Annotated in this window: 20 protein-coding genes and 1 tRNA gene; 5 read left to right on the forward strand and 16 right to left on the reverse strand. The window is 63.1% G+C overall.

What is annotated here, in order from left to right; all coding sequences use genetic code 11:
* The first annotated feature begins 51 nt into the window (after window positions 1–51).
* Window positions 52–1344 (forward strand): GTPase, encoded by a 1293-nt coding sequence (locus GY769_14130; GenBank protein MCP4203056.1) that lies wholly within the window; start codon window positions 52–54, stop codon window positions 1342–1344.
* Here GY769_14130 and GY769_14135 read toward each other — a convergent pair.
* From GY769_14135 to GY769_14200, 14 genes are all read right to left on the reverse strand, one after another.
* A complete protein-coding gene (locus GY769_14135; GenBank protein MCP4203057.1) occupies window positions 1341–4364 on the reverse strand; it encodes a histidine kinase in 3024 nt (1007 codons plus the stop codon). The two genes, GY769_14130 and GY769_14135, sit on opposite strands and share 4 nt — an antisense overlap.
* A 79-nt stretch (window positions 4365–4443) precedes the next feature.
* Window positions 4444–5784, reverse strand: coding sequence for an NADP-specific glutamate dehydrogenase (gene gdhA / locus GY769_14140; protein MCP4203058.1), 1341 nt, complete (start codon window positions 5782–5784; stop codon window positions 4444–4446).
* 105 nt (window positions 5785–5889) lie between these two features.
* A complete protein-coding gene (locus GY769_14145; GenBank protein ID MCP4203059.1) occupies window positions 5890–6450 on the reverse strand; it encodes a hypothetical protein in 561 nt (186 codons plus the stop codon).
* A gap of 27 nt (window positions 6451–6477) precedes the next feature.
* Window positions 6478–6924, reverse strand: a complete 447-nt coding sequence (locus GY769_14150) for a 50S ribosomal protein L9 (protein MCP4203060.1) — start codon at window positions 6922–6924, stop codon at window positions 6478–6480.
* A 9-nt stretch (window positions 6925–6933) separates the two neighbouring features.
* A complete protein-coding gene (gene rpsR, locus GY769_14155; GenBank protein MCP4203061.1) occupies window positions 6934–7182 on the reverse strand; it encodes a 30S ribosomal protein S18 in 249 nt (82 codons plus the stop codon).
* Window positions 7179–7583, reverse strand: a complete 405-nt coding sequence (rpsF, locus tag GY769_14160; GenBank protein ID MCP4203062.1) for a 30S ribosomal protein S6 — start codon at window positions 7581–7583, stop codon at window positions 7179–7181. Before rpsF ends, rpsR begins: the two co-directional genes overlap by 4 nt.
* 168 nt (window positions 7584–7751) lie before the next feature.
* On the reverse strand, window positions 7752–9812 hold the full coding sequence (locus GY769_14165; protein ID MCP4203063.1) for a sodium-translocating pyrophosphatase: 2061 nt from the start codon (window positions 9810–9812) through the stop codon (window positions 7752–7754).
* A 35-nt stretch (window positions 9813–9847) separates the two neighbouring features.
* On the reverse strand, window positions 9848–10426 hold the full coding sequence (locus GY769_14170) for an aminoacyl-tRNA hydrolase (GenBank protein MCP4203064.1): 579 nt from the start codon (window positions 10424–10426) through the stop codon (window positions 9848–9850).
* Window positions 10427–10444: 18 nt separating this feature from the next.
* Window positions 10445–11119 (reverse strand): 50S ribosomal protein L25, encoded by a 675-nt coding sequence (locus GY769_14175; GenBank protein MCP4203065.1) that lies wholly within the window; start codon window positions 11117–11119, stop codon window positions 10445–10447.
* A gap of 20 nt (window positions 11120–11139) precedes the next feature.
* The gene (locus tag GY769_14180) at window positions 11140–12081 is read right to left on the reverse strand and encodes a ribose-phosphate pyrophosphokinase (protein ID MCP4203066.1); all 942 of its coding nucleotides are present in this window, start codon (window positions 12079–12081) and stop codon (window positions 11140–11142) included.
* A gap of 55 nt (window positions 12082–12136) precedes the next feature.
* Window positions 12137–12211: transfer RNA gene (locus GY769_14185), tRNA-Gln, on the reverse strand.
* Window positions 12212–12262: 51 nt separating this feature from the next.
* Window positions 12263–12829, reverse strand: a complete 567-nt coding sequence (gene spoVG, locus GY769_14190; protein MCP4203067.1) for a septation regulator SpoVG — start codon at window positions 12827–12829, stop codon at window positions 12263–12265.
* A 168-nt stretch (window positions 12830–12997) separates the two neighbouring features.
* Window positions 12998–13729 (reverse strand): hypothetical protein, encoded by a 732-nt coding sequence (locus tag GY769_14195; protein MCP4203068.1) that lies wholly within the window; start codon window positions 13727–13729, stop codon window positions 12998–13000.
* Window positions 13730–13734: 5 nt separating this feature from the next.
* Window positions 13735–15690: a tetratricopeptide repeat protein gene (locus GY769_14200; protein ID MCP4203069.1), complete on the reverse strand. Its 1956-nt coding sequence runs from the start codon at window positions 15688–15690 to the stop codon at window positions 13735–13737.
* A 114-nt stretch (window positions 15691–15804) separates the two neighbouring features.
* Here GY769_14200 and GY769_14205 point away from each other — a divergent pair, with 114 nt between their 5' ends.
* From GY769_14205 to GY769_14215, 3 genes are read left to right on the forward strand one after another with little or no spacing between them, the layout of a single operon-like run.
* Complete coding sequence (locus GY769_14205) at window positions 15805–17013, forward strand: hypothetical protein (protein MCP4203070.1); 1209 nt, start codon at window positions 15805–15807, stop codon at window positions 17011–17013.
* Between the two features lie 51 nt (window positions 17014–17064).
* Window positions 17065–17331 (forward strand): integration host factor subunit beta, encoded by a 267-nt coding sequence (locus GY769_14210; protein MCP4203071.1) that lies wholly within the window; start codon window positions 17065–17067, stop codon window positions 17329–17331.
* A 14-nt stretch (window positions 17332–17345) separates the two neighbouring features.
* A complete protein-coding gene (locus GY769_14215) occupies window positions 17346–18308 on the forward strand; it encodes a site-2 protease family protein (protein ID MCP4203072.1) in 963 nt (320 codons plus the stop codon).
* Here GY769_14215 and GY769_14220 read toward each other — a convergent pair.
* Window positions 18305–18748 carry a D-tyrosyl-tRNA(Tyr) deacylase gene (locus tag GY769_14220; GenBank protein ID MCP4203073.1) on the reverse strand — a complete coding sequence of 148 codons (444 nt, stop codon included), beginning with the start codon at window positions 18746–18748 and terminating at the stop codon, window positions 18305–18307. The two genes, GY769_14215 and GY769_14220, sit on opposite strands and share 4 nt — an antisense overlap.
* A 153-nt stretch (window positions 18749–18901) precedes the next feature.
* Here GY769_14220 and GY769_14225 point away from each other — a divergent pair, with 153 nt between their 5' ends.
* Window positions 18902–19342, forward strand: a complete 441-nt coding sequence (locus tag GY769_14225) for a single-stranded DNA-binding protein (GenBank protein MCP4203074.1) — start codon at window positions 18902–18904, stop codon at window positions 19340–19342.
* A gap of 225 nt (window positions 19343–19567) precedes the next feature.
* Here the strand turns inward: GY769_14225 and mutS are convergent.
* Window positions 19568–21716, reverse strand: a 2149-nt coding sequence (gene mutS, locus GY769_14230) for a DNA mismatch repair protein MutS (protein ID MCP4203075.1), incomplete at its 5' end; no start/stop codon positions are given.

Raw genomic sequence — 21716 nt, forward strand, 5'->3', positions numbered from 1 at the left:
GAAGTTCTTACCAAGGGGGACTCCACATTGGGCCGTAGAAAAGTCGTGATCATGGGTGCCGCGGGCCGGGATTTTCACAATTTCAATACCCTCTTCCGAAACGAGCCGGACTGGGAGGTCGTCGCCTTCACCGCGGCGCAGATCCCCGACATCGAGGGCCGCCTGTACCCACCCGAGCTGTCGGGTGAGTTGTATCCGGAGGGGGTGCCGATCCGGGGGGAGGCCGAGCTCGAGCATCTGATCCGAGACAGCGAGATCGACGAAGTCTGGTTTTCCTATTCCGACGTCTCTCACGAATACGTCATGCACAAGGCCAACCGAGTGATCGCATGGGGCGCCCATTTCGGGGTCTTCTCGGCCCAGAGTACGATGCTGGACTCGAAGAGGCCGGTCATAGCGATCACGGCCGTGCGAACCGGCTGTGGCAAATCGCAGACCACCCGGTACCTCTCCAAGATCCTCCGGGGCCTGGGGAAGAAGGTCGTCGCCGTTCGACACCCGATGCCCTACGGTGATCTGAGCCGTCAGATCTGCCAGCGCTTCGCCAGCTACGATGATCTCGACCGCCACGACTGCACCATCGAGGAGCGCGAAGAATACGAGCCCCTGATCGACAATGGCTTCGTCGTATATGCGGGAATCGACTACGAGCTGATCCTGCGTCGGGCCGAGAAGGAGGCCGAGGTCATTCTCTGGGACGGCGGCAACAACGACACGCCCTTCTATCGACCCGACCTTCACCTGACACTGGTCGATCCCCACCGGCCGGGACACGAGACCAGCTACTACCCTGGCGAAGCCAACCTGCTCATGGCAGACATCCTGGTCGTGAACAAGGTCCAGACCGCCAAGCCTCCGGACCTCGCGGCGGTTCTCGAGAGCTGTCGCCGACACAACCCCGGCGCGCAGATCGTCGAGTGCCGCTCCGCGGTATCGGTGAGCAAACCGGAACTCATACGCGGCAAGCGCGCCCTGGTGATCGAAGACGGCCCGACCCTCACGCATGGCGGCATGAGCTACGGCGCCGGCTGGTACGCCGCACAGCAAGCCGGCGCCGCCGAAGTCGTCGATCCGGTTCCCCACGCGGTGGGCTCAATTCGTGAGACCTACGAAAAATACCCGAACGCCCGCAAGATACTGCCCGCCATGGGCTACGGCCAGCGGCAGATCGAAGAGCTCGAGGCCACCATCAACGCGACCCCGGCGGATGTCGTCGTCGAAGGCACTCCGATCGAGCTGAGCCGGGTGTTGACGGTCAACAAGCCCATCGCCGATGTGGCCTATGAGCTCGAGGAGCTCGAACCGGGAGCGCTCGAGTCCGCGATTCGCGCGATGCTCGGCTAGCCCTTTGCCGGCTTGACCACCATTCCTCGGTTGTCTTTGCCGTCCAGAACCACCGTCAGCTGCCTGCGAAACCGCAGGTGGCGCAGATGTTCGGTTTCGCGACGCGCCTGCCGGGAATCGAGCCAATCCCAGTCCAAGAACTCGTCATCACCGGCGGAATCCTCCGGCGGCTTCTGGGCCTTCTCGGCTCCCGGCGGCAGCGTCAGGTAGCCGATCCGAAGGGAGGTGATGTTCTGGAAGAAGTGAGTCCCCTGCGAGGGCTCGACGTTGTATCCCCTGGGCGAGGCCTCGACGATCACCTTGGCGTTCGAGATTTGCCGCCACTGCACCGGGATTCCCAGCCACTCGTCGGCTGTGCCCCAACGGCCCGGTCCGACGAGAAGGTAAGGCCTTCTGTCCTCGCGAAGCGCCTGGTTGATCTCTTCGATTTCCCGGGTAATCGCCTTGTTCTTGGACGGCTGCCAGCGATCGCGGCGCACGTAAACCAGATCGCGTAGCTTGCTGACTCCTTCACCGAGGCTACTGAGGCTCGAGCACAAGAGATCGGCTCGCTCGTACGGCTGGCGGGCCACCCTCGACCCCACATAGCGCGAACCCATCGGGCGCATTTGCAGCAGATAGAGCTCGGGCCCCATCCTGGGCCTGCCGCGAGTTGCGCGTCGTCCGAAGTCCCCCATGTCGCAGGCGAACTCCACCTCCACGGCTCCGCCCAGTCCCCTTCTGGCGACCTTCATCACCTCCTCCAGGGTCGCAGCCAGCGGTATCGCACCGTGTCTGAGGATGTTCGCAAAGGTGATGACGCGAGGTCCCGCCAGAGAAAGGTCCTCCCGGAGCCGCTGCTCATTGGCTATGTAGACACTTCCCACCGAGGACAGAACATCGTCGCTTTCCGCTGTTTTGAGGTCGAACTCGCGCAAGTTCGCCGACGCGTCAAGATACCCATCGTTGAAATCGTAGTCGGTATCGACGGCGTAGAAACTCCTCTGGGTGCCATCCAGCATGGACTTCGGGGTCCCGAACTGCGGCAGGATCTCCGGGTTTCTGGGACTGAAACGCAGAGCCAGTCCGCCCTCAACCACCGTGCGCCCGAGGCCCAGGGCGACGTAGACGACACCATCCTTGCCTTGCTGCGCTCCGACCGGATAGTAGTTGAACGACTGCGCGACCCCGGAAAAGGTGGGATAGAACCGGTTCCCGTGCCTGCGTCCGATCAAGGGTTGGACGATCACCGCCATCTTCTCCTCTTCCTTGAGGTGGCCGGTGGTGTCCAGATACGAGCGCGCGTTGGAGCTGAACGTGGACGCGTATACGAGTTTGACCGCATTGGCCAGCCCCAAGAGTCGTCGTTCGAGATCGGGGTTGTTGTTGGGGATCATCAACGTCGCGTAGATGCCGGCAAACGGCTGATGAAGCGAGTCCTCGAGCAGGCTCGAAGAGCGAACCGCCAAGGGGCCTTCAAGCCGCTCGATCAGGAACCGCAGGTCCTCGACAAGCTTGGCGGGCAGCGGCGAAGCAAGAAACCTCCTGACGAGCTCGCCGTCGTCTTCACAGCTGAAGGCGAAGCCCCGTAGGTTTCTGCCATCCAGAAACGCGTCGAAATAATCGGTGGTTATCACGACCGTCTTCGGAATCTTGACCGGCAGCGCGAGGCTGTCAGGGAACTCCGCCTGGGGCAGAAAGCGGTTCAGGAATGCGATGCCACGGGCCTTGCCACCTAAGGCTCCCTGCCCCGTCCGCACGATCAGATCCTGCTCGAAGCGCTCCCGCTTGAAGTCAGCGACGTGGCCCCGATACGAGCTGCGGCGAGCATCCGACAAGACCCGAACGAGATACCCACGGGTTTCCTCGATGCCGCCGAAGTCGGACGTCTTCTGTGGCCTGAGCAGCTCGGCCAGCTCGAATTCGCAGCGAGCCATCAACCAGATCGAAAAGTGGTTGTTCGCCGCGTGATATCCAACCGACACTCCGGGAACCGTCTTCAGGACCTCCTCCATCTCGGCCAGGTCGTGGGCTCGACCGACTTCCCTGCCGTCGGGCAGCCGGAATACGAAATCGCCGAAACCCAGCTGCTCGGTCATGAAGGATCGGATCTCGGCCAGCAATGTCGGCGAGCTCTTATCGGCAAACGTCGCCGACATCTCCTTGGCCACGTCTGCGTTGCTTGGTTCCGCGGACTGGAGCAGAACCGGCAGCTCTGCGATCCGCTTCCGAGCATGTTTCGAGAACTCCACTCCCGCCCTCGGATCGACCTTCCCAGCCCTGGGGATTGCTACATCGCTGATCACGGCCATCACGTTCGCTTCGAACTCACCGAACAGCTCCATGCCCTCCTCATACGACCTGGCGTGGAGAATCTTGGGACGCGACCTCATATACATCAGCCGATGGAGCTCGTTGACCCCCTCCGAGGACAGAGAGCGGGACTGACTCATCAGCTCCTTGTAGACCAGGCCCAGGAACGCCGAGTAGAAGCGTGGTGAGTCCTCGAGCAGAATGATGACTCGGATGTTGCCGACCCGGATGTCGTGCTGGACGTTGTCCCGATCCTCGACGTACTTGACGACCGCCAACAGAATCCGAGCGTCTCCGCTCCACAGAAAAGTCCCATCGATCACTTCGGTGTCAATGCCTTCCTGGGCCTCTTCGAGCTCTCGATCGTCGACGGCCAGGAACACCACCGGCCGGCCCGGCCGGAGCTCTTTTACCCTGCGCCCGAAGGCGTTGACCCCCATGCCCGACAGACTGCTCATCACCAGAATCAGGTCGAACCGCCGCTCGGCCAGCGCCGCGAAGGCCGCCTTGGCAGTGCGAACGTGGGTAAAGCGAGGCGGGCTGGATGCGCTGACCTCGCGGTACTCGAAGAACACCTGCTCGGTGAGCTGGCCGTCCTCCTCGAGAATGAAGGCATCGTAGGGCGAGGAGACCAGCAACACCTCGCGGATGCGGAAAGGCGTCAGATCGTGAAAACGAAGAGCCTTGAGACTCCCACGGCCCTGAAACCTCATTCGTTGCCGGCCCATGGCGGCCCTTCGAACGTCAGTCTGCGCGGCGCCCCGAGGCCGCACCAGCCGGCTCCATGAAGCCTCGGGGTCACGGCCTCTACACGACCCCCTGATCCAGCATCGAGTCGGCCACCTTGATGAAGCCAGCGATATTGGCGCCATCGATGTAGTTGACGAAATCGCCGTTCTTACCGTGGCGCACGCAGGTCGCGTGAATGTCCTTCATGATCATCCGGAGCCGCTGATCCACCTCTTCGCGGGACCAGGAGATGCGCATGGCGTTCTGGGTCATCTCGAGACCCGATACCGCCACGCCGCCGGCGTTGGCTGCCTTGCCCGGCCCGTAGAGGATTCCGGCGTCCAGGTAGCGGCCGATGGCCTCATGATCGGAAGGCATGTTGGCGCCTTCGGCGACGCAGATGCAGCCGTCGTCCAGAAGAGTCTTGGCGTCGTCGCCGTTGATCTCGTTCTCGGTGGCGCACGGCATGGCTACGTCACACTTCACAGACCACGGCCGCTCACCCTCCAGGTAGGTGGCACTGGGGTACTGCTCCGCGTACTCCTTGATCCGTCCTCTGCGGTTGTTCTTGAGGTCCATTACATAGCTGAGTTTTTGAGAATCGATGCCGTCCTCGTCGACGATCGTACCGCTCGAATCGGACAGCGCCAGCACCTTGCCGCCGAACTCCAAGGTCTTCTCGGCCGCGTACTGAGCAACGTTGCCCGAGCCGGAGATCAGCACTCGCTTGCGTTTCAAGGTCTCGCCGCGAGTGGCCAGCATCTCGTTGACGAAGTACACGGTACCGTAGCCGGTCGCCTCGGGCCTGATCAGTGAGCCGCCCCAGTTGATTCCCTTCCCGGTCAGGACTCCGGTGAACTCGTTGGCCAGCTTCTTGTACATCCCGAACAGATAGCCCAGCTCGCGGCCGCCGACCCCAATATCGCCGGCGGGTACGTCGGTGTTCGGGCCGATGTGGCGATAGAGCTCTCTCATGAACGCCTGACAGAACCGCATGACCTCGCCGTCGCTCTTTGCCTTGGGATCGAAGTCGGAACCGCCCTTGCCACCTCCCATCGGCAGGGTTGTGAGGCTGTTCTTGAAGACTTGCTCGAAGGCCAGGAACTTCAAGATCCCCTGGGTGACGCTGGGATGAAACCGCAGGCCGCCCTTGTAGGGGCCGATGGCACTGTTCATCTCGATCCGGAAGCCACGATTGACCTGAATCTCACCCTGGTCGTCTACCCAAGGAACTCGAAAGCTCACTAACCGTTCCGGCTCGACCATTCGCTCCAGAATCCTGCCGCTCCGATAGCGTGGGTTGCTTTCGATGACCGGCCAAACCGACTCGACGACCTCGCGTACGGCCTGATGAAACTCATGCTCCGCTGGGTTCTTGGCGATCACTCTCTCGACAAAACTCTCAACAGAATCGGACATCGTGTTCTCCCTGCCTTGCTCTGGTAGTTATTACGTGAGTTCTCCGGGAACCCCTCGGAGCTCCCCCGGGGAGTCTACTCACTAGCCGCCGGATTCATCACCACCCTAGCGAGTGGGGGGACTTCCCCGCCCCCTGGGACGTTGGGCCTCGGACCCCAAAGCACCCGCCTGGTGGCGAAGTCGCTCGACCTTCTGGTCCAGCAGGCTGAACAGTGCCTCGGTCTGACGAGCCAGGTCCTTCAGGCCCTCGGCTTTGAACACCGCAAAGGCCACATCTAGCTCTTGAAGATCGGTGTTGATCTTGTCGAGGTCGTTGACCAGATCGCTTTGCACCTCCCGTAGATCCCCCACGATCTCGCCCTGAACCCGCTGCAGATCGCGCCCCAGGTCACCCAGACCGATCTGCAGGTCTCTCACCTTCTCCAGATGTGCCAGCAAGACCAGATTGAACTGGCGCTGACGATCCCACATGTCGGCCTGGGGAGCTCTCACCAGCGGCCGTAGGAGCTTCTTTAGCCAGACAACCAACCTGCCCCCTGCGCCCCTCCGGCTGCGAATCGGGAACTCGTGATCGCCCTGCCAAAGCCAACGCCAGTCCGCTATCTCCTCGGTCGGCTCTCCGAGAAACCGATCCAGAGTGGGCTCAGCTACCGGATCTTCCGCCATAGAGATCGACGGTACCAGATGGGGGTCCTACTGCTCCGGAACGACGTGAACCTTGATCTCGGCCGCTACTTCGGAATGCAGTTCGAGTCTGACGAGATGCTCGCCGACCGCCTTGATTCCCCCACCCAGGTCGATGCGGCGCTTGTCCACCGTGATGTCCTTGGCTTCCAGGGCTTCGGCGATCTCGCTGGCGGTGACGGACCCATAGAGAGTCCCACTCTCGCCGACGCGCTTCGGAATCTCGAGCTCGACGGCGCCGATCTCGGCCGCTCGGGCGCTCGCGGTCTCGCGCTCCTTCTCGTGCTTGACCTCGATCTTCTGGCGATGCTGCTCGAAGTACTTGATGTTGCCGGGAGTGGCCTCGAGAGCCATACCCTGCGGAACCAGATAGTTGCGCGCGTAGCCGGACTTCACATTCACAACCTCGCCACGGTGTCCGGTGTGCCGGACGTCTCGCATCAAGATGACTTTCATGGGTCGCTCCTAGTCCGCCGTGTACGGCAGCAGCGCTATGTGCCGGGCGCGTTTGATCGCCTGCTGGATGATTCGCTGATGCTTGGCGCAGGTGCCGGAGATCCGGCTCGGCAGGATCTTGGCGCGGTCGACGATGAACTGGTGCAGCGTCTGCGTGTCCTTGTAGTCCACGGTCTCGATCTTGTCCGCGCAGAAGCGGCATACCTTGCGACGCTTGATGAATGTCTTCTTCTTGCGGCGTGTTGGTCGACCCCTCATGACGCCTCCTCTTTTCTAGCCGGGCTAGCCGGGCTAGCCGGGCCTATCGGGCGTGCCGACTCTGCCGGGACCGCCTCCGCAACGACCGGCTCCCCTCGGCGCCGCAGCCGGCCGGCGTCCAGCCGCACCGTCATGTAACGCAGCACCTTGTCGTTCTGCTCCAGCCTCTGCTCCACCTCTGGAAACGGGTTGCTCCCCTCGGTCTTGACCGTGAAGAACACGTACCGAGCCTCGGTCAGCTTCTGAATCTCATAGGCGAGGCGCTTCTTGCCCCAGCTCTCTTCCTTGACTATCTCGGCGCCCAAGCTGGTCAGCAACTCCTTGACGCCGTCACTCAGCCCGGCCACTTCCTCGTCGGGCAGACGAGGATCGAACAGGACAGCTAATTCGTACAAACCCATCTAGATTAAGCCTCCCTTCGGCCTAGAATCGGTCCCTCTCTTCGTAAGAGGAACAGGGAGTGGAAGTTAGCAGCCGGCCCAGCGGACCGGCCACCTGTGAAACCGGCGTATTCTACCTGTTTTTCACTCAATCACAAGCGAACCGAGTTTCTTCGGTAAACGGCTCTTCTAGACCAGCAGCGGTGCAATCACCAAAGCCACCACGCTCATGAGCTTGATCAGGATGTTCAGGCTCGGTCCAGCGGTGTCCTTGAATGGGTCACCGACCGTGTCTCCAACGACGGACGCCTTGTGGGCGTCGGATCCCTTGCCGCCGTGCGCTCCGGACTCGATGAACTTCTTGGCGTTGTCCCAGGCGCCACCGGCGTTGGACATGAAGATTGCCATGAGAACGCCCGAAGACGTCACGCCTGCGAGGAGGCCGCCGAGTGCCGCGGTGTCGTAGAAGCCGACCGCCACTGGAACGACGACCGCCATCAGCCCGGGCACAACCATCTCGCGGATCGCCGCCTGCGTCGAAATGTCGACGCACTTGGCGTATTCGGCCTTGCCGGTGCCCTCCATCAATCCCGGAATCTCACGGAACTGGCGCCGAACCTCTTCGATCATCCGGAAGGCCGCGCGGCCCACCGCTCGCATGGCCATCGAGGAAAACAGAAACGGCATCATCGCGCCGACAAACAGGCCTCCCATGACCCTGGCATTCGAGAGATCGATCACGTCCAGACCGACCGTGGTTCGAAAGGCCGCGAAGAGCGCGAGCGCAGTCAGCGCCGCCGAACCAATTGCGAACCCCTTGCCGATAGCGGCGGTCGTGTTCCCAACCGCATCGAGCTTGTCGGTTCGAGCGCGAACTTCGGCGCCCAGAGCACTCATCTCGGCGATGCCGCCGGCATTGTCGGCAATCGGGCCGTAAGCATCGACCGCGAGTTGAATCCCGGTCGTGGAGAGCATGCCCAGAGCCGCGATCGCGATGCCGTAGAGTCCGGCCTGGTCGTTGGCCACGATAATCGCGGCCACCAGAACTACGATCGGGAGAGCGGTCGAGCGCATGCCGGTCGCGAGCCCGGAGATGATGTTCGTTGCCGAGCCGGTCAGGCTGTCTTTGGCGATCTCCTGCGCCGGCTTTTTGGCTTCAGACGTGTAGTACTGGGTGATCAAGCCGATCGCGACCCCCCCCGCGAGCCCGGCCACGGTGGCGTAGAAGACGCCGGTAGCGTCGAACTCGGCACCCGCGATGACGTAGGTGCCGTCGAGCAGCCGCTGCGCCAGGAAATAGATGGCGACCAGCATGACGGCCGCGGCCCCGAAGGTGCCGCGGTCGAGCGCGTGAGCGGGATTGCCCCCTTCGGCGGTGCGGACCAGAAACGTCGCCGCCAGGGAGATGAGCACGCCGACGCCCGCCAGAACCAGCGGCAGAACCACCAAGCCCGGCGTATAGGCCTCACCCGCCAACGTCGTGGCGTTGACGCCCAGCACCAGCGATCCGATGATCGAGCCGACGTAGGATTCGAAGAGATCCGCGCCCATGCCGGCAACGTCTCCCACGTTGTCGCCCACGTTGTCGGCGATCACCGCCGGATTTCGAGGGTCGTCTTCCGGGATCCCGGCTTCGACTTTGCCGACCAGGTCGGCGCCAACGTCGGCCGCCTTGGTGTAGATGCCTCCACCCACGCGGGCAAAAAGCGCGATCGAGCTGGCGCCGAAAGAGAAGCCGGTCAGCACGGTAACGACGCGAAGGAGATCCGCCTGAGCCGAGCCGGTGTCAAAGAGCTTCATGTAGACCAGGTAGAGCCCCGAAAGGCCCAGAATGCCAAGTCCGACGACGCAAAACCCCATGACCGAACCACCCGAAAAGGCGATTTTCAGTGCCGGATTGAGACCCGAGCGAGCCGCGGCGGCGGTCCGTACGTTCGCCTTCGTCGCGATCTTCATGCCGAAGTAGCCGGCGAGAGCGGAACAGAAGGCACCGGCGATCAGCGAAACCCCGATCAGCTTCGAGCTCTCCGCGTTGCCGCTGTTGGCCCAGCTCAGGAGCACGGCTGCGGCTACGACGAATATCGCCAAGACGCGATACTCCCGTCGCAGAAACGCCATCGCGCCCTCGGAGATGTGGCGCGCTATGACCGCCATTTCCTTGGTGCCGGCCTCTTGCTTCGTGATCTCGGCGCTGCGCAGCCAAGCGAAAATCAATGCCGCGACGCCGCAGATCGGCACCAGATATGTCATTTGTTGGAACTCCACCGTAGCTTCCTCCTGTTCCTCTATCCGTTGTAACGGTTCATCGTGACTTCAAATCCATCGCGCAGCCAGCTCTCGCAGGCATCCGCGGCGCGTTTCTCCATGACACCAACCGCCTCGATCTCTTCTGGAACGAACGGAGCCAGGACGAAGTCGGACAACTCCTCCTCGTCCATTTCCTGGTCCGGCAGGATGCCGAGGCGCAGTCGGGCGATCTCGTCGGTGCGCAGGTTCCGAATAACCGACTCCATGCCCCGATGTCCTCCCGGCCCACCCTTCCTTCGCAATCTGAGCCTCTCCAGGGGCAGCGCCACGTCATCGTAGACCACGAGAATGTCGCTCGGCTCGAAGCCATGTCGTTCCACGAGGCATCTTACGGAATAGCCGCTTCTATTCATGTAGGTCTGTGGCCATGCCAGAAGGGCCCGTCCCGAGCTCGCCACGAGTGCATTGCACTCGAGCCGGCGCTCTCCGAGTCGCCATCTCCGGGTCAACTCGTCCAGAACCCGAAATCCGAGGTTGTGGCGCGTCTCTCGGTACTTTTCTCCCGGATTCCCGAGCCCCACGATGAGGGCTCGCGACTCCTCCGAAGTCGGCGTCACGTCCCGGGTTCCCTGCGGCTACTCGCCCGCAGACTCCCCGGACTCCTCCTTGCCGCGTCCGATGACCTCGGGCTCTTCCGCCTCGGCCTCCAGGAGCAGCTCTTCTTCCTCGCCCTCCTCGACCTCGCTCACCCGGGCGTGAGCGATCGACACGATGACCTTGGTCAGGTCGTCCAGAATCTCGACTCCCTCCGGGATTACCAGATCGCTGGCTTCTAGGTGCTGTCCGGTATGCAGCCCGCTGACATCGACCTCGATCACCTGCGGGATCTTGTCCGGCAGGCATTCGACCTCCACGGCTCGATTGACGAAGTCCAGCACGCCGTCCTCGGTCTTGACGCCGATCGACTCGCCCACGACCTCGATGTTGACCTGAACCTTAACTTTCTGAGCCATGTCGATTCGTTGAAAATCGATGTGGCTTATCTGCCGGGAGATCGGATCGATGTCGATCTTGCGAACCATCGTGTGACGGCTCTTGGCCGTACCTGCCAGCTTGAGCAAGAACACGGCGTTCTCGCCGCCGACCTCCTTCAGCAGACGGTGAATCAACTTCTGATCGACTTGAATCGGAACCGAGTCCTTGCCGCCTCCGTAGACGACAGCCGGCAGTAGACCCGCCTTGCGCAAGCGCCGGTTCGGCCCGGTTCCCGTTTGTTCTCTCCGTTGAACTTCCAATGTCAGTTCGTCCATGACGACTCCTCGCGGCGGGCTCAGACAAAAAGCGAGCTCACCGAACTGTTGGTGTGAATCCTCTGTATAGCCTCCGAGAGCAGCGGAGCTACCGAAAACGGTTTCAGTTTCGAACAGCGCTCGAGCTTGTCCTCGAGCGGTGTCGTATTGGTGATCAGAACGGACTCGACCGCCGAGTCCATCAAACGGTCGATGGCCGGCCCGGACAGCACTGCGTGGACGCCGGCCGCGAAGATCCGCCGAGCACCCTCTTTGTGCAGGGCTTCGATCGATTTGTACAACGTTCCGGCGGTATCGATGATGTCGTCCAGGATCAAGACATTCTTGCCCTCGACCTCGCCGATGATGTGCCGGACCTCGGCCTCGTTCGCCGCCACCCGCCGTTTGTCAATAATGGCCAATCCCGCTTGCAGCCGCTTGGCGATCGCCCGGGCGCGCTCTACGCCTCCCGCGTCCGGAGACACGATCACCAGGTCGGGCATCTCGAGGGCCCGAATCGCCTCCAGGATCACGGGAGCAGCAAAGAGATGATCGACGGGCACGTCAAAGAAACCTTGGATCTGCGCCGCGTGCAGATCCATCGTCAGAATCCGGTCTGCCCCGGCGCTGGAGAGAAGATCCGCAACGAGCTTGGCGGTGATCGGCACTCGCGGCTTGTCCTTCTTGTCCTGCCGGGCGTAGCCGTAGTAGGGGACCACCGCGGTGACCCGGAACGCGGACGCTCGCTTCAGAGCATCCATGATGATCAGCAACTCCATCAGATTCTCGTTCACCGGCGTGCAGGTGGGCTGAACTACGAAGATGTCGCCGCCGCGAACGTTTTCGTCGATCTGGCAGAAGATCTCGCCGTCGGAGAAGTTGTAGAGGTCGGCCTTGCCCAGGGGTATCTGGAGGCACTCCGCGATCTCCCTCGACAGACTCGGGTGGGCACCGCCGCTGAAGATCTTCAGTTCACCGTACATCGGGCTCTATCCATTTGGTTTGTCCAGAACATGCTGAAACTGGAAATCGTGACATTGGCTGGGGCGGCAGGATTCGAACCTGCGAATGCCGGATCCAAAGTCCGGTGCCTTACCACTTGGCGACGCCCCAGTAGTCCTTGCGAGTTTGCCATAGCTCGGCAGCACGCTCGTCAGCGCTCTCCTAGGTGCCCCAAAAGGAATCGCGCAGATGGAGCTCCGTCACTTCCTCCAGCGACTTGTCGGCGCCCTCCCCGCCGGCGGAGTCATCTTCGCCTTCCCCGGGAGCGTCGCCGTCGACCTTCCGGGCGCTGGGCTGAGGCTCAACCTCTGGTCGGCTCTCCGGTTTGGGTACAGATTCCGACTCGACGACCGGCGGTTCGACCGCTTCGACCTCGGCCGCAACCGGCTCTCTCCTCCTGGGCTCGGAGCGAGGCTTCTCGACCTCCCCACCACCGGTGGGGCGAGCCTTGACCTGGGGCTCCGCTTCCGAGGTCCCCGCGAGCTCCCCTTCGTAAGCCGCAAGGATCTCCATCTCCATGGCCTGGCGGGTTTCGTTGTTGAGCGGATGGGCGATGTCCTTGAACTTGCCGTTGCGCTTCCGACGGCTGGGCATGCTGATGAAGAAGCCCTCTTTCCCCTTGATGACCTTGATGTCGTTCACCATGAAGCACTCGTCGAGAACGATCGAGATGAACGCCTTGAGCTTCTCCTCGCGCACCGGGAAAACCTTGATGTCTGTAATTCTCATCGACCTCTCCATCTCGCGAGCCAGCCGCAGCACACCCTGGAGAACCCTCCAGCATCCCCGGAAACCCTGCTGTGACTTGCGTTTTATGGTCTGGCAAAAAAGAGCGCAGGCCGGCCGCCCGTGCCACCGCTCCAATAGCGGCTCATGGTAGCAAACCGTGGCCGAAATTCAATGCCCATCTGCGGCATTCTCGGCCGGAGTCGGCCAATCCTCACAGCCGATCTCGATGTGGTCGGGCGTCAGGGCAAGCGGAGGAATCTCCCCGATCATGGGCTCTCCGGCCACCCGTCTCCATCGCAGCTGGGTGCCGGCACGATGGGAGAGCACTCCTTGGCCGGCGGCCTCCTGAAGCCACCACAGCCAGGGCGCGCCCGCTTGCCAAACCGTCCATCTTGAGAGCCGTGCCCCGGTGACGGCCACGGTCCAGCGACGACCCTGGCGATCCCGGTATTCTCCTTCGGAGGCACCCGGCTCGAGTCCTCCGGGCAACCTGCCCAGCAGAATCGCCGGCAGCTCTCTGATCGGCAGCGTTTCCAAAGCCATCTCTGGAATCCTGATCTCGCCGTCGCTCACGCAGAACAAATCCTGGCGGTCATCGACCAGGACGGTACCGGTAGGACCCGCTGCGATTCGCCAGAGTCCCCGGCCAAATCGGTCCCGGGTCTCGACCAGATAGCGGTCGGCACTTTCGAGTTTCAGAACGAGCCGGAAAGCTCCGGAGCCCGCCTGGCCACTGTAGTGCACTCGAAACAGGCTCTGCGTGCCGAGATCTTCGGCGAGCAGCCCGGTCGGCAGAGGCGAGTCGCCACCAGCGACCGCTTCGATCGGCAGTGTATGAGCACAGCCACCTGCCAGCGTGCCGAGCAGCGTTGCCGCGGTCAGAAGCCGGCTCGAGATCACCGCGGTCAGGAGTCGCCGTTCAGCTGCTCGAGTTTTCGCCGAACCGCTTCTTCGTTGTCGTCCGCCAGGGCCAGGGCCTTCTGATAGGACTCGGCAGCCAGGGTGCGCCGCCCCAGCGTGGCGTAGAGGTCTCCCAGGTGCTCGAAAACCACCGCATCCTCGCCCACCAGCCGTGCCGCTTTCTCGAGGTGCCCTCTCGCCAATTCATAGTCGCCCATCTGATAGTAGACCCAGCCGAGAGAATCTATGTAAGCACCGTTGTTGGGCTCGAGAGCGACGGCCTTCTTCACCAGATCCACGGCTTCGGTGAGGTTCTCGCCGCGCTCGGCCCACATGTAGCCCAGGTAGTTCAACGCCGGTGCGAACAACTCGTCCCGAGCCAGTAAATCGCGAAACTCCTGAATCGCCGTGTCTCTCCGACCGCTGCGTTCGTAGGCGCTGCCCAACCAGAACCGGACGTCCAGCGCCTCGGGATCCTCGTTCTTGGCGTCCAGCCACAGCGGAATCGCCTTCTCGTAGAGCTCCAGTCGATGCAGCGTCCGAGCGGCCAGGACCACTTGCTGGATGTCGCCGGTCTCGGAAAGGCGCATCAGCTTCTTCTCGGCTGCCTCGGTCCTACCCGCCCGAAAAAGAGCTTCCGCCTCGCGCGCTCGCGCCCGATGACCGACCTCGGCATCCGACCCCAACTTCTCGAAGAGATCGATCGCCTCCTCGGTGCGTCCCATCTCGAGCAGAGCCTGGCCTCGAACCAGCTTCAGATCACCCTCCGAGGGCAAGGCTGCCGAAGCCGAGAGCCTGTCGGTTATCTCGAGGACCCGCTCCCAGTTCCCTGCTCGGACTTCCAGGTCGACCAACTCGAGCCTCGTTCGCAATGCCTGGTCGGCCTGTCCGTCGGCCTCGAGGCTTTCAGCGGCCCTCGAGAGAATCTCGGCGGCTTGCGCCGCCCTCCCTTGCCGCTCCACGACCTCTGCCAGCACGCGCGCAACGTCGAAAGACCTCTCGTCGGCTTCGTAGAGGACACGCAGGCCGGCCTCGGCTTCGACGAACCGGGCCAGGGCCGACAGGGCCAGGGCATTCAAATAAACAGCTGGCGGCTCGCCCGGGGCGACCTCGAGCCACCTTTCGCTGGCTTCGAGCGACTTCTGCCAGGCCCCCACCCGATAGAGCTCCAGCGCCAGGAGTCGAAGCACCTCGAGGCTGTCGCGCTGAGCGTCGGCCCCGCCCTCGAGTACCGCCACGGAATCGGCGTGACGCTGCTGTTCGGCCAGAAGATTGGCCAGCGTCAGGCGCGCATCCAGGAACTCGGGGTACCGCGCAAGCAACTCGCGCAGTCCTTTCTCGGCTTCGGCCCGATTCTCCGAGCGTTGATAGGCGGTCATCAGAATCGAGGCCAGGCGCAGGTCCCCGGGTCTGAGCTCGTAGGCCTCACGCAACGCCGAAACCGCCTCGTCGAAGCGACCCAGGTTGATCAGGAGGCGGCCAGAGTTGACCCTCGATTCGACATCTTCGGGGAGGAGCTGTCTCAACTCCTCAAAAAGGCGGATAGCGTTCTCGAGCGCTTCGGGCGACTTGTCGGCCTGGCGCAGCTCGATCCTCGCCAGCAAGCGCAACGCCTCCGGGTTCTCAGGGCCCAGTCCCCGTGCCGCGGATGCCTGTTGTGACGCCGCATCCAGCTCCCCGAGCTGATAGAGAAACTCGGCGAACGAGAGTCTCAAGTACGGTTCCGACGGCTCCGCTGCCACGGCGCGTTCGAACGCTTCGCGCGCTCCCTTGTAGTCCGCTTCGTGACGAAGGGCCTGCGCGAGGGCGAACAGATAACGCGCCTCCTCGGTCGCCACAGAGGACTCGGTAGTCTCGTCCGACGTCACGCCGGCTCGCTCCTGCGCCATCGCCGAGGTCGCCACCAAGAGCACCATGAGCGCCGCGCTCGATCTCAGCCAGTTCCGGGGAATAACGCGCATCGGCGGCACAATACCAATCGTTCCTTTTTCTTTACAACCGAATGCGCCGTTCCTATAATTCCGTAGCGACTGGTAACCCCTGAAAACACTGGGCTTAATCGAGTAAGTTTGTAGATGCCCAAAACGGAACTCGGCGCCCTGTTGATTTCCCGGGGCTTGCTCACCGAGAGACAGCTGGACAGGGCCCTCGAACGGCAGCGCAACTTCGGGGGTCGACTCGGCACATGTCTGCTCGAAATCGGGGCGCTCGGAGAAGAAGACCTGCTCGCGGTGCTGTCCGAACAGCTCCACGCGCCAACAGCCACCAGGGAGGATCTGCAGGACCTGTCGCCCGAGATGATCGGACTCCTGCCCAGATCGACTGCACTGAACTGTTCTGCGATACCGTTTCGGTACTCAACGGGACGCATCGACGTGGCGCTGGTCGATGCCGGTGACCTCGCTCTGGAAGACGAGCTCTCATTTTCGATGGGTCAGCGGATCCGGCCACACATTGCCAGCGAGCTGAGAATCGTCGACGCGCTGCACCGCTACTACGGCAGCGACATTCCGCTGCGGTTCCGGAGCCTTCTCGAGACCGCCGATAGCCGGCAGGACTCCCCCGCTGGGGCCGCCAACGGTCCCGCTCTCAGCCCGGTCCCAGCCTACCTCCGGCCCGGCGCGCCGAACAGCCCCTCCTCCGTGTCACGAAGACGGGTGTTCTCTCCTCCGAAGTTCGATCGGCAGGCCATTCCCCTAACTCCCGAGGAGCGCGCCGCCCTCGAGGCCAGCCGGGGACCGATGCCGGAGCTGAGAACCTCGGCGGAGGCCGTCGCTCCCACCGAAGGCACCGATCACGAGCTGTACGGCCAGAGGTTGAGCGATGCGGAAACGGCGTCCCAGATCGGTGCGGCTCTGATCCAGGTTCTCGCCGGGCAGTTTCCGAGGGTGCTCCTGTTCAGAGTGTCTTCGGGTCACGAAGAGGTGACCGGATGGATGAGTCACGGTTCCGACTTGAACCTCGACTGGTTCCGCCACTACTCGGTGGGGCTACATCACGCTACGGTGTTTCGGACCTTGTCAAAAGGTGCCGCCCTGTTTACGGGCCGGCTGGAATCGACGCCCGCCCACAAAGCGCTGGCGCGCTGCTGGGGCGGCTCCCTCGAGCGCGAGTGCTTGCTGCTACGGGTAGCCATCCGGGGCAAGCTCGTCTGCGCGGCCTACGTCGATCGGGGCGATGCCGGTCTCTCCGACATCGACCTGGATTTCCTGAAAAAGCTGGGCTCCATGACGGCTCTTGCCTTCGAGCGATGCATCTTGAGACGCAAACTGCAAACAACCTGAAACTTCGTTGACACTTCGTCGAGTGCGCTGCTACATTGGGCGCCCTCCAAAATGATCAAGAACGACCTCGTCACTCGCGTTGCCGAAACCTCCGACGTCTCTCGGGTCAAGGCGGCACTCGCCGTAGACACGATCCTGAACGCTATGAAGCTTGCGCTGCGCCAGGGCAAGCGCATCGAGTTGCGAGGATTCGGGGTCTTTCAGGTACGGGACCGCAAGCGTGGCATCGGTCGGAACCCGAAGACGGGCGTCGAGGTGGCGATAGCCCCCGGCAAGACTGTCCGCTTCAAGCCGGGCAAAGAGCTCCGCGGGATCTAGCCGTTTCGCGACCGGTGGAAAGCAACGCTCTCCCGGCCGCGGATTTCCCACGGCCGGGACACAAGACCTGGCAACTGGGCCTCGCCGCGGCTCTGTTCCTCCTTGCCCTGTTCACGACCACGACCCTGGGCGCCATATGGTCGGTCGCGACGCACACCGAGGACAGCACGGATCTCGGAATGTGGATGGGCTTCGAGACCATTCGTACGGTGTGGAGCGATCCCGGCATGCTGGTCGCGGGCATCAGCTTCTCGATCCCACTGCTGGTGATCCTGCTCTGCCACGAGCTCGGGCACTACCTGCCCTGCCGCCGCTACCGGCTGCCGTCGACTCCGCCCTATTTCCTGCCCGTGCCCTTCGCTCTAGGTACCTTGGGCGCCTTCATCAAGATCCGAAGCCCGATTCGAAATCGGCGTGAGCTTCTGATCGTTGGCGCGGGAGGTCCGCTGGCTGGCTTCGTGGTTCTGGCTCCGTTTCTCCTGATCGGCATCGCCCTTTCGGAACCCGCCCCGTACGAGCCAGCTCCCGCGGAAGCCGCACGCGCCCTCCTCTTTCTGCCCGGGCAGTCTCTGGCCTCCCAGATCACGACCTGGGCGTTTCACGGCCCCCTCCCCGAGAACACCGTTCTCAACCTGCACCCATTCGCCCTCGCCGCCTGGGTGGGTCTGTTGGCGACTTCTCTCAACCTGCTGCCGCTGGCACAGCTCGACGGCGGGCACATCCTCTATGCGCTCGCCGGCCGCCTCCAGCACAAGCTCGCCCTGCCGTTGTGGATCGCACTGGCCGCCTGCAGCTACTTCTGGCTCGGTTGGTTGCTATGGTGCCTGATCATTCTCATCATCGGACTGCGCCACCCACCGGTAGCGGACGAAGCGCTCGGGCTCGAGCCCAGGCACAGAGCCGTCGGCTGGCTCTGTCTACTGATCTTCGCGCTTTCCTTCATGCCGATCCCACTCGACGTCGTCCCGGTCAGCTAGGCACCAAGCTCGAGGATCAGCGTCACCGGGCCGTCGTTGACCAGCTCGACTTCCATGTGGGCTCCGAATCGGCCCACGGCCACCGCATGATCTTGTCGGCGAAGACCGTCGGCCAACAGCTCCAGCAGTTTCTCAGCCCGGGCCGGTTGTGCCGCCCTTTCGAACGACGGGCGACGTCCCCGATCGAGGCGGGCGGCCAGGGTGAACTGCGAGACCAACAGGAACTCGGCTCCCGCCCGCGCCGGATCGAGGTTCATGCGCCCGTTCTCGTCCGGGAAGCAGCGCACGTTCGACAGCTTATCGACTGCCGAGGCCACCGTGGATTCGTTGTCCCCGCGCTCGACCGCGATCAACGCCACCAGCCCGGGCCCGATCGTGGCAACCTGCATCCGCTCGACCCGAACCTCAGCGCGCGAAACTTTCTGCAAGACGATGCGCACGTTTTGCGTCTATCCAGGTGGGGTTGAAGGCCGGTTTCGGCTCACGAATCGAGCTTGTCGCTGTGATAGCTTACCGACTCTTCGGACCCCGTGAAAGTGCTGGCCACTGAGCCCAGAAGAGAACATCAACCCGAAGAATAGTAGGAGACAAACATGCTCAACAAAGTGATGTTGATCGGAAACCTCGGCCGTGATCCGGAAGTTCGCTCGACTCCCTCGGGACAGAACGTAGCCTCTTTCAGCCTTGCCACCAATCGCAAGTGGAAGGACCGCGATGGCAACCGCCAGGAACAGACCGAATGGCACAACATCGTCTGCTGGGGCCGCCAGGCCGAGATAGCGGGTCAGTACCTGTCCAAGGGCCGCCAGATCTTCGTCGAGGGACGCCTCCAGACCCGCTCCTGGGACGACAAACAGACCGGGGAGAAGAAATACCGGACCGAGATCGTGTGCGACAACTTTCAGATGCTGGGAAGCCGAGGCGGTTCCGACAGCTACTCCGGTGGAGGCAGTGGCAGGTACAACGCGGGCGGAGGCCCGTCGGCCGATACCGGCGGCGCAAGCGGCCCGGACGACGACGACATCCCGTTCTAGCTCGGGGACACGATTCCATCGTGTCCCCTCCCGACTCGTTTTGCCACGAGACGCCGCACCGAGCAGTCAGTGACCTATCGCGGTCAGGTCGACCTGGCCCGCCCCTTCCCGGTCAATGAAGGAGCGTCGCGTGCGCCTCGGAAGGAGCCTCTCCATCTACTGATGGCTCCCAGAGAGGCGGCACCGGCGCGACACTCTCGTTTCGGCCTGGGCGCGGGCGGGCCGCTACGAATCCAGCCGCGACTTCAGGCTCTGGAGCAGATTCAGAGCCGCGAGCGGCGTCATCCGATCCAGGTTGACCTCCCGCAGAATCGAGGCCACCAGCTCGTCCGCAGGGGCGAACAGACCGAGTTGCCCCGGTTTGTTTTCAACCACCTCTGAGCCCGCGGCCAGACGTGGCCTTCCCGCCACGTCATACTCCTGCGCTTCGAGATTGGCCAGAATCTGACCCGCTCGATCGATCACCTCGCCGGGCATCCCGGCCAGGCGAGCGACGTGCAAACCGTAGGACTTGTCGGCACTACCGGAAACGACACGGTGCAGGAAGACGATACGGTTCTCCCACTCCTTCACCGACATCGTTCGATTCACCACCCTCTCGAAGAGCCCCTCGAGCTCGGTCAGCTCATGATAGTGAGTCGCGAAGAGCGCCTTGGAGCCGGCCCTCTCGTGCAAGAACTCGACCGTTGCCCAGGCCAACGAAAGCCCGTCGAAGGTGGCCGTGCCGCGGCCGAGTTCGTCCAGGATTACGAGGCTCTCCCTGGTGGCGTGACGGAGGATGTTGGCGGTCTCGACCATCTCGACCATGAACGTCGACTCACCCCGCGTGAGGTCGTCGCTCGCACCGACACGAGTGAAGATGCGATCGACCAACCCTATTTCGGCGCGCTTCGCCGGCACGAACGAGCCCGCCTGGGCCATCAACACGATCAACGCGTTCTGACGCAGATAGGTCGACTTGCCACCCATGTTGGGACCGGTGAGGATGACGACCTCGCCCGATTCACCGCCGAGATCGAGGTCGTTGGGGACAAACGTCTCCGAAGTGAGCTTCTCGACCACCGGGTGCCGGCCGTCTTCGACCCGAATAGGCTCGCCGGCCGGTCGCATGACGGGACGACAGTAGCCGTTGCGGGCCGCGACTTCCGCGAGTGCACCGAGTACGTCGACGCGGGCCAACACGTCCGCCAGCGTTCGCACGCGCGGACCCGCCGACACGATCGCGGTCAGCAATGCTCGGTAGTGACGGTCCTCGAGCTCGATCTGCCGTTCTTCGGCCTCCAGCACCTGTTCTTCGAGCTCTTTGAGCTCGGGAGTGATGTAGCGCTCTGCGTTGACCAGGGTCTGCTTGCGGACGTAGCGTTCGGGCACCAGGCCCTGGTTCGCCTTGGTCACCTCCAGGTAGTAGCCGAAGACCCTGTTGAAGCGGATCTTGAGCGAGGCGATCCCCGTCTGCTCGCGCTCTCGCGCCTCGAGCGCCGCCAGGTGCTTCTTGGTGTCCTGGGTGAGCGATCGGTAGCGATCCAACTCCGCGTCGACGCCGGCTGCGATCACGCCCCCCTTTGCCACGCTCATCGCGGGGCTCTCGGCCAGCACCCTATCCAGCTCGGCCTGCAGATCCGAAACCGGATCGGTTGCCGCGAGCTCGCTCGGCAGAGGGCCCTGCAGCCGTGCGACTTCCGCCAGAATCGCCGGCGACACGGTCAGCGCCGAACGCAGCGCGTCGGCTTCCCTGGGCGACAGGGAGCCCAGTACGCCTCGGGCCAGCAGCCGCGCCGGATCACCGACCGAGCGCAACAGATCCCGCACCCTATCGCGGGCCTCTTGCTGCTCGATCAACTCGCCGACCGCGCTCTGCCGGCTTTCTATCTCAGACTCCGACCGCAGCGGCCTGCCCAGCCAGGACCTCAACAGGCGGCCTCCGGGAGGCGTGACGGTTCGATCCAGAATCCCGAGCAAAGTGCCACTGCGCGACCCGGTTCGGAGATTGCGAAACACCTCCAGGTTGGCCAGCGTGGTCGCGTCGAGTTGGAGATGCCCGGATGGCGAGCGCACGACGAGGCTGCGAATGTGCTGCAACTCGTTCTGCTGCGTCTCGCGGGCGTAGGACAGCGCCAGCGCCGCCGCCTGCACGGCCTGGTCCTTGCCGTCACCAAGTCCGAACGCTCTCAGCGTCTTGGTCTGGAACTGCTCCTCGAGAATCTCGCGAGCCCGCCGAGGCTGGAACCAGCCGCTCTCGTCGACCTGGGTCAGGGTCACCGAGCTCAGGCCCAGCGGCCGGTAGTGGGCGGACTGCATGCGGAGATCGGCCTCCTTGGTCGTCGCTGCGAGGACCAGCTGGACGCGGGCGCCGCGCGGAAGCGCTCGGCGGTAG

The sequence above is a fragment of the bacterium genome, from assembly GCA_024224155.1.
GTDB lineage: Bacteria > Acidobacteriota > Thermoanaerobaculia > Multivoradales > JAHEKO01 > CALZIK01.

Excerpts from the sequence above, each read along its gene's own strand:
- spoVG (MCP4203067.1), bottom strand. The coding sequence starts at position 12,829 with ATGAGAATTACAGACATCAAGGTTTTCCCGGTGCGCGAGGAGAAGCTC.
- GY769_14135 (MCP4203057.1), bottom strand. The coding sequence starts at position 4,364 with ATGGGCCGGCAACGAATGAGGTTTCAGGGCCGTGGGAGTCTCAAGGCT.
- rpsF (MCP4203062.1), bottom strand. The coding sequence starts at position 7,583 with ATGGGTTTGTACGAATTAGCTGTCCTGTTCGATCCTCGTCTGCCCGAC.
- GY769_14205 (MCP4203070.1), top strand. The coding sequence starts at position 15,805 with ATGCCCAAAACGGAACTCGGCGCCCTGTTGATTTCCCGGGGCTTGCTC.
- GY769_14130 (MCP4203056.1), top strand. The coding sequence starts at position 52 with ATGGGTGCCGCGGGCCGGGATTTTCACAATTTCAATACCCTCTTCCGA.
- GY769_14200 (MCP4203069.1), bottom strand. The coding sequence starts at position 15,690 with ATGCGCGTTATTCCCCGGAACTGGCTGAGATCGAGCGCGGCGCTCATG.
- GY769_14145 (MCP4203059.1), bottom strand. The coding sequence starts at position 6,450 with ATGGCGGAAGATCCGGTAGCTGAGCCCACTCTGGATCGGTTTCTCGGA.
- GY769_14225 (MCP4203074.1), top strand. The coding sequence starts at position 18,902 with ATGCTCAACAAAGTGATGTTGATCGGAAACCTCGGCCGTGATCCGGAA.
- rpsR (MCP4203061.1), bottom strand. The coding sequence starts at position 7,182 with ATGAGGGGTCGACCAACACGCCGCAAGAAGAAGACATTCATCAAGCGT.
- gdhA (MCP4203058.1), bottom strand. The coding sequence starts at position 5,784 with ATGTCCGATTCTGTTGAGAGTTTTGTCGAGAGAGTGATCGCCAAGAAC.
- GY769_14150 (MCP4203060.1), bottom strand. The coding sequence starts at position 6,924 with ATGAAAGTCATCTTGATGCGAGACGTCCGGCACACCGGACACCGTGGC.
- GY769_14165 (MCP4203063.1), bottom strand. The coding sequence starts at position 9,812 with ATGACATATCTGGTGCCGATCTGCGGCGTCGCGGCATTGATTTTCGCT.
- GY769_14180 (MCP4203066.1), bottom strand. The coding sequence starts at position 12,081 with ATGTACGGTGAACTGAAGATCTTCAGCGGCGGTGCCCACCCGAGTCTG.
- GY769_14175 (MCP4203065.1), bottom strand. The coding sequence starts at position 11,119 with ATGGACGAACTGACATTGGAAGTTCAACGGAGAGAACAAACGGGAACC.
- GY769_14210 (MCP4203071.1), top strand. The coding sequence starts at position 17,065 with ATGATCAAGAACGACCTCGTCACTCGCGTTGCCGAAACCTCCGACGTC.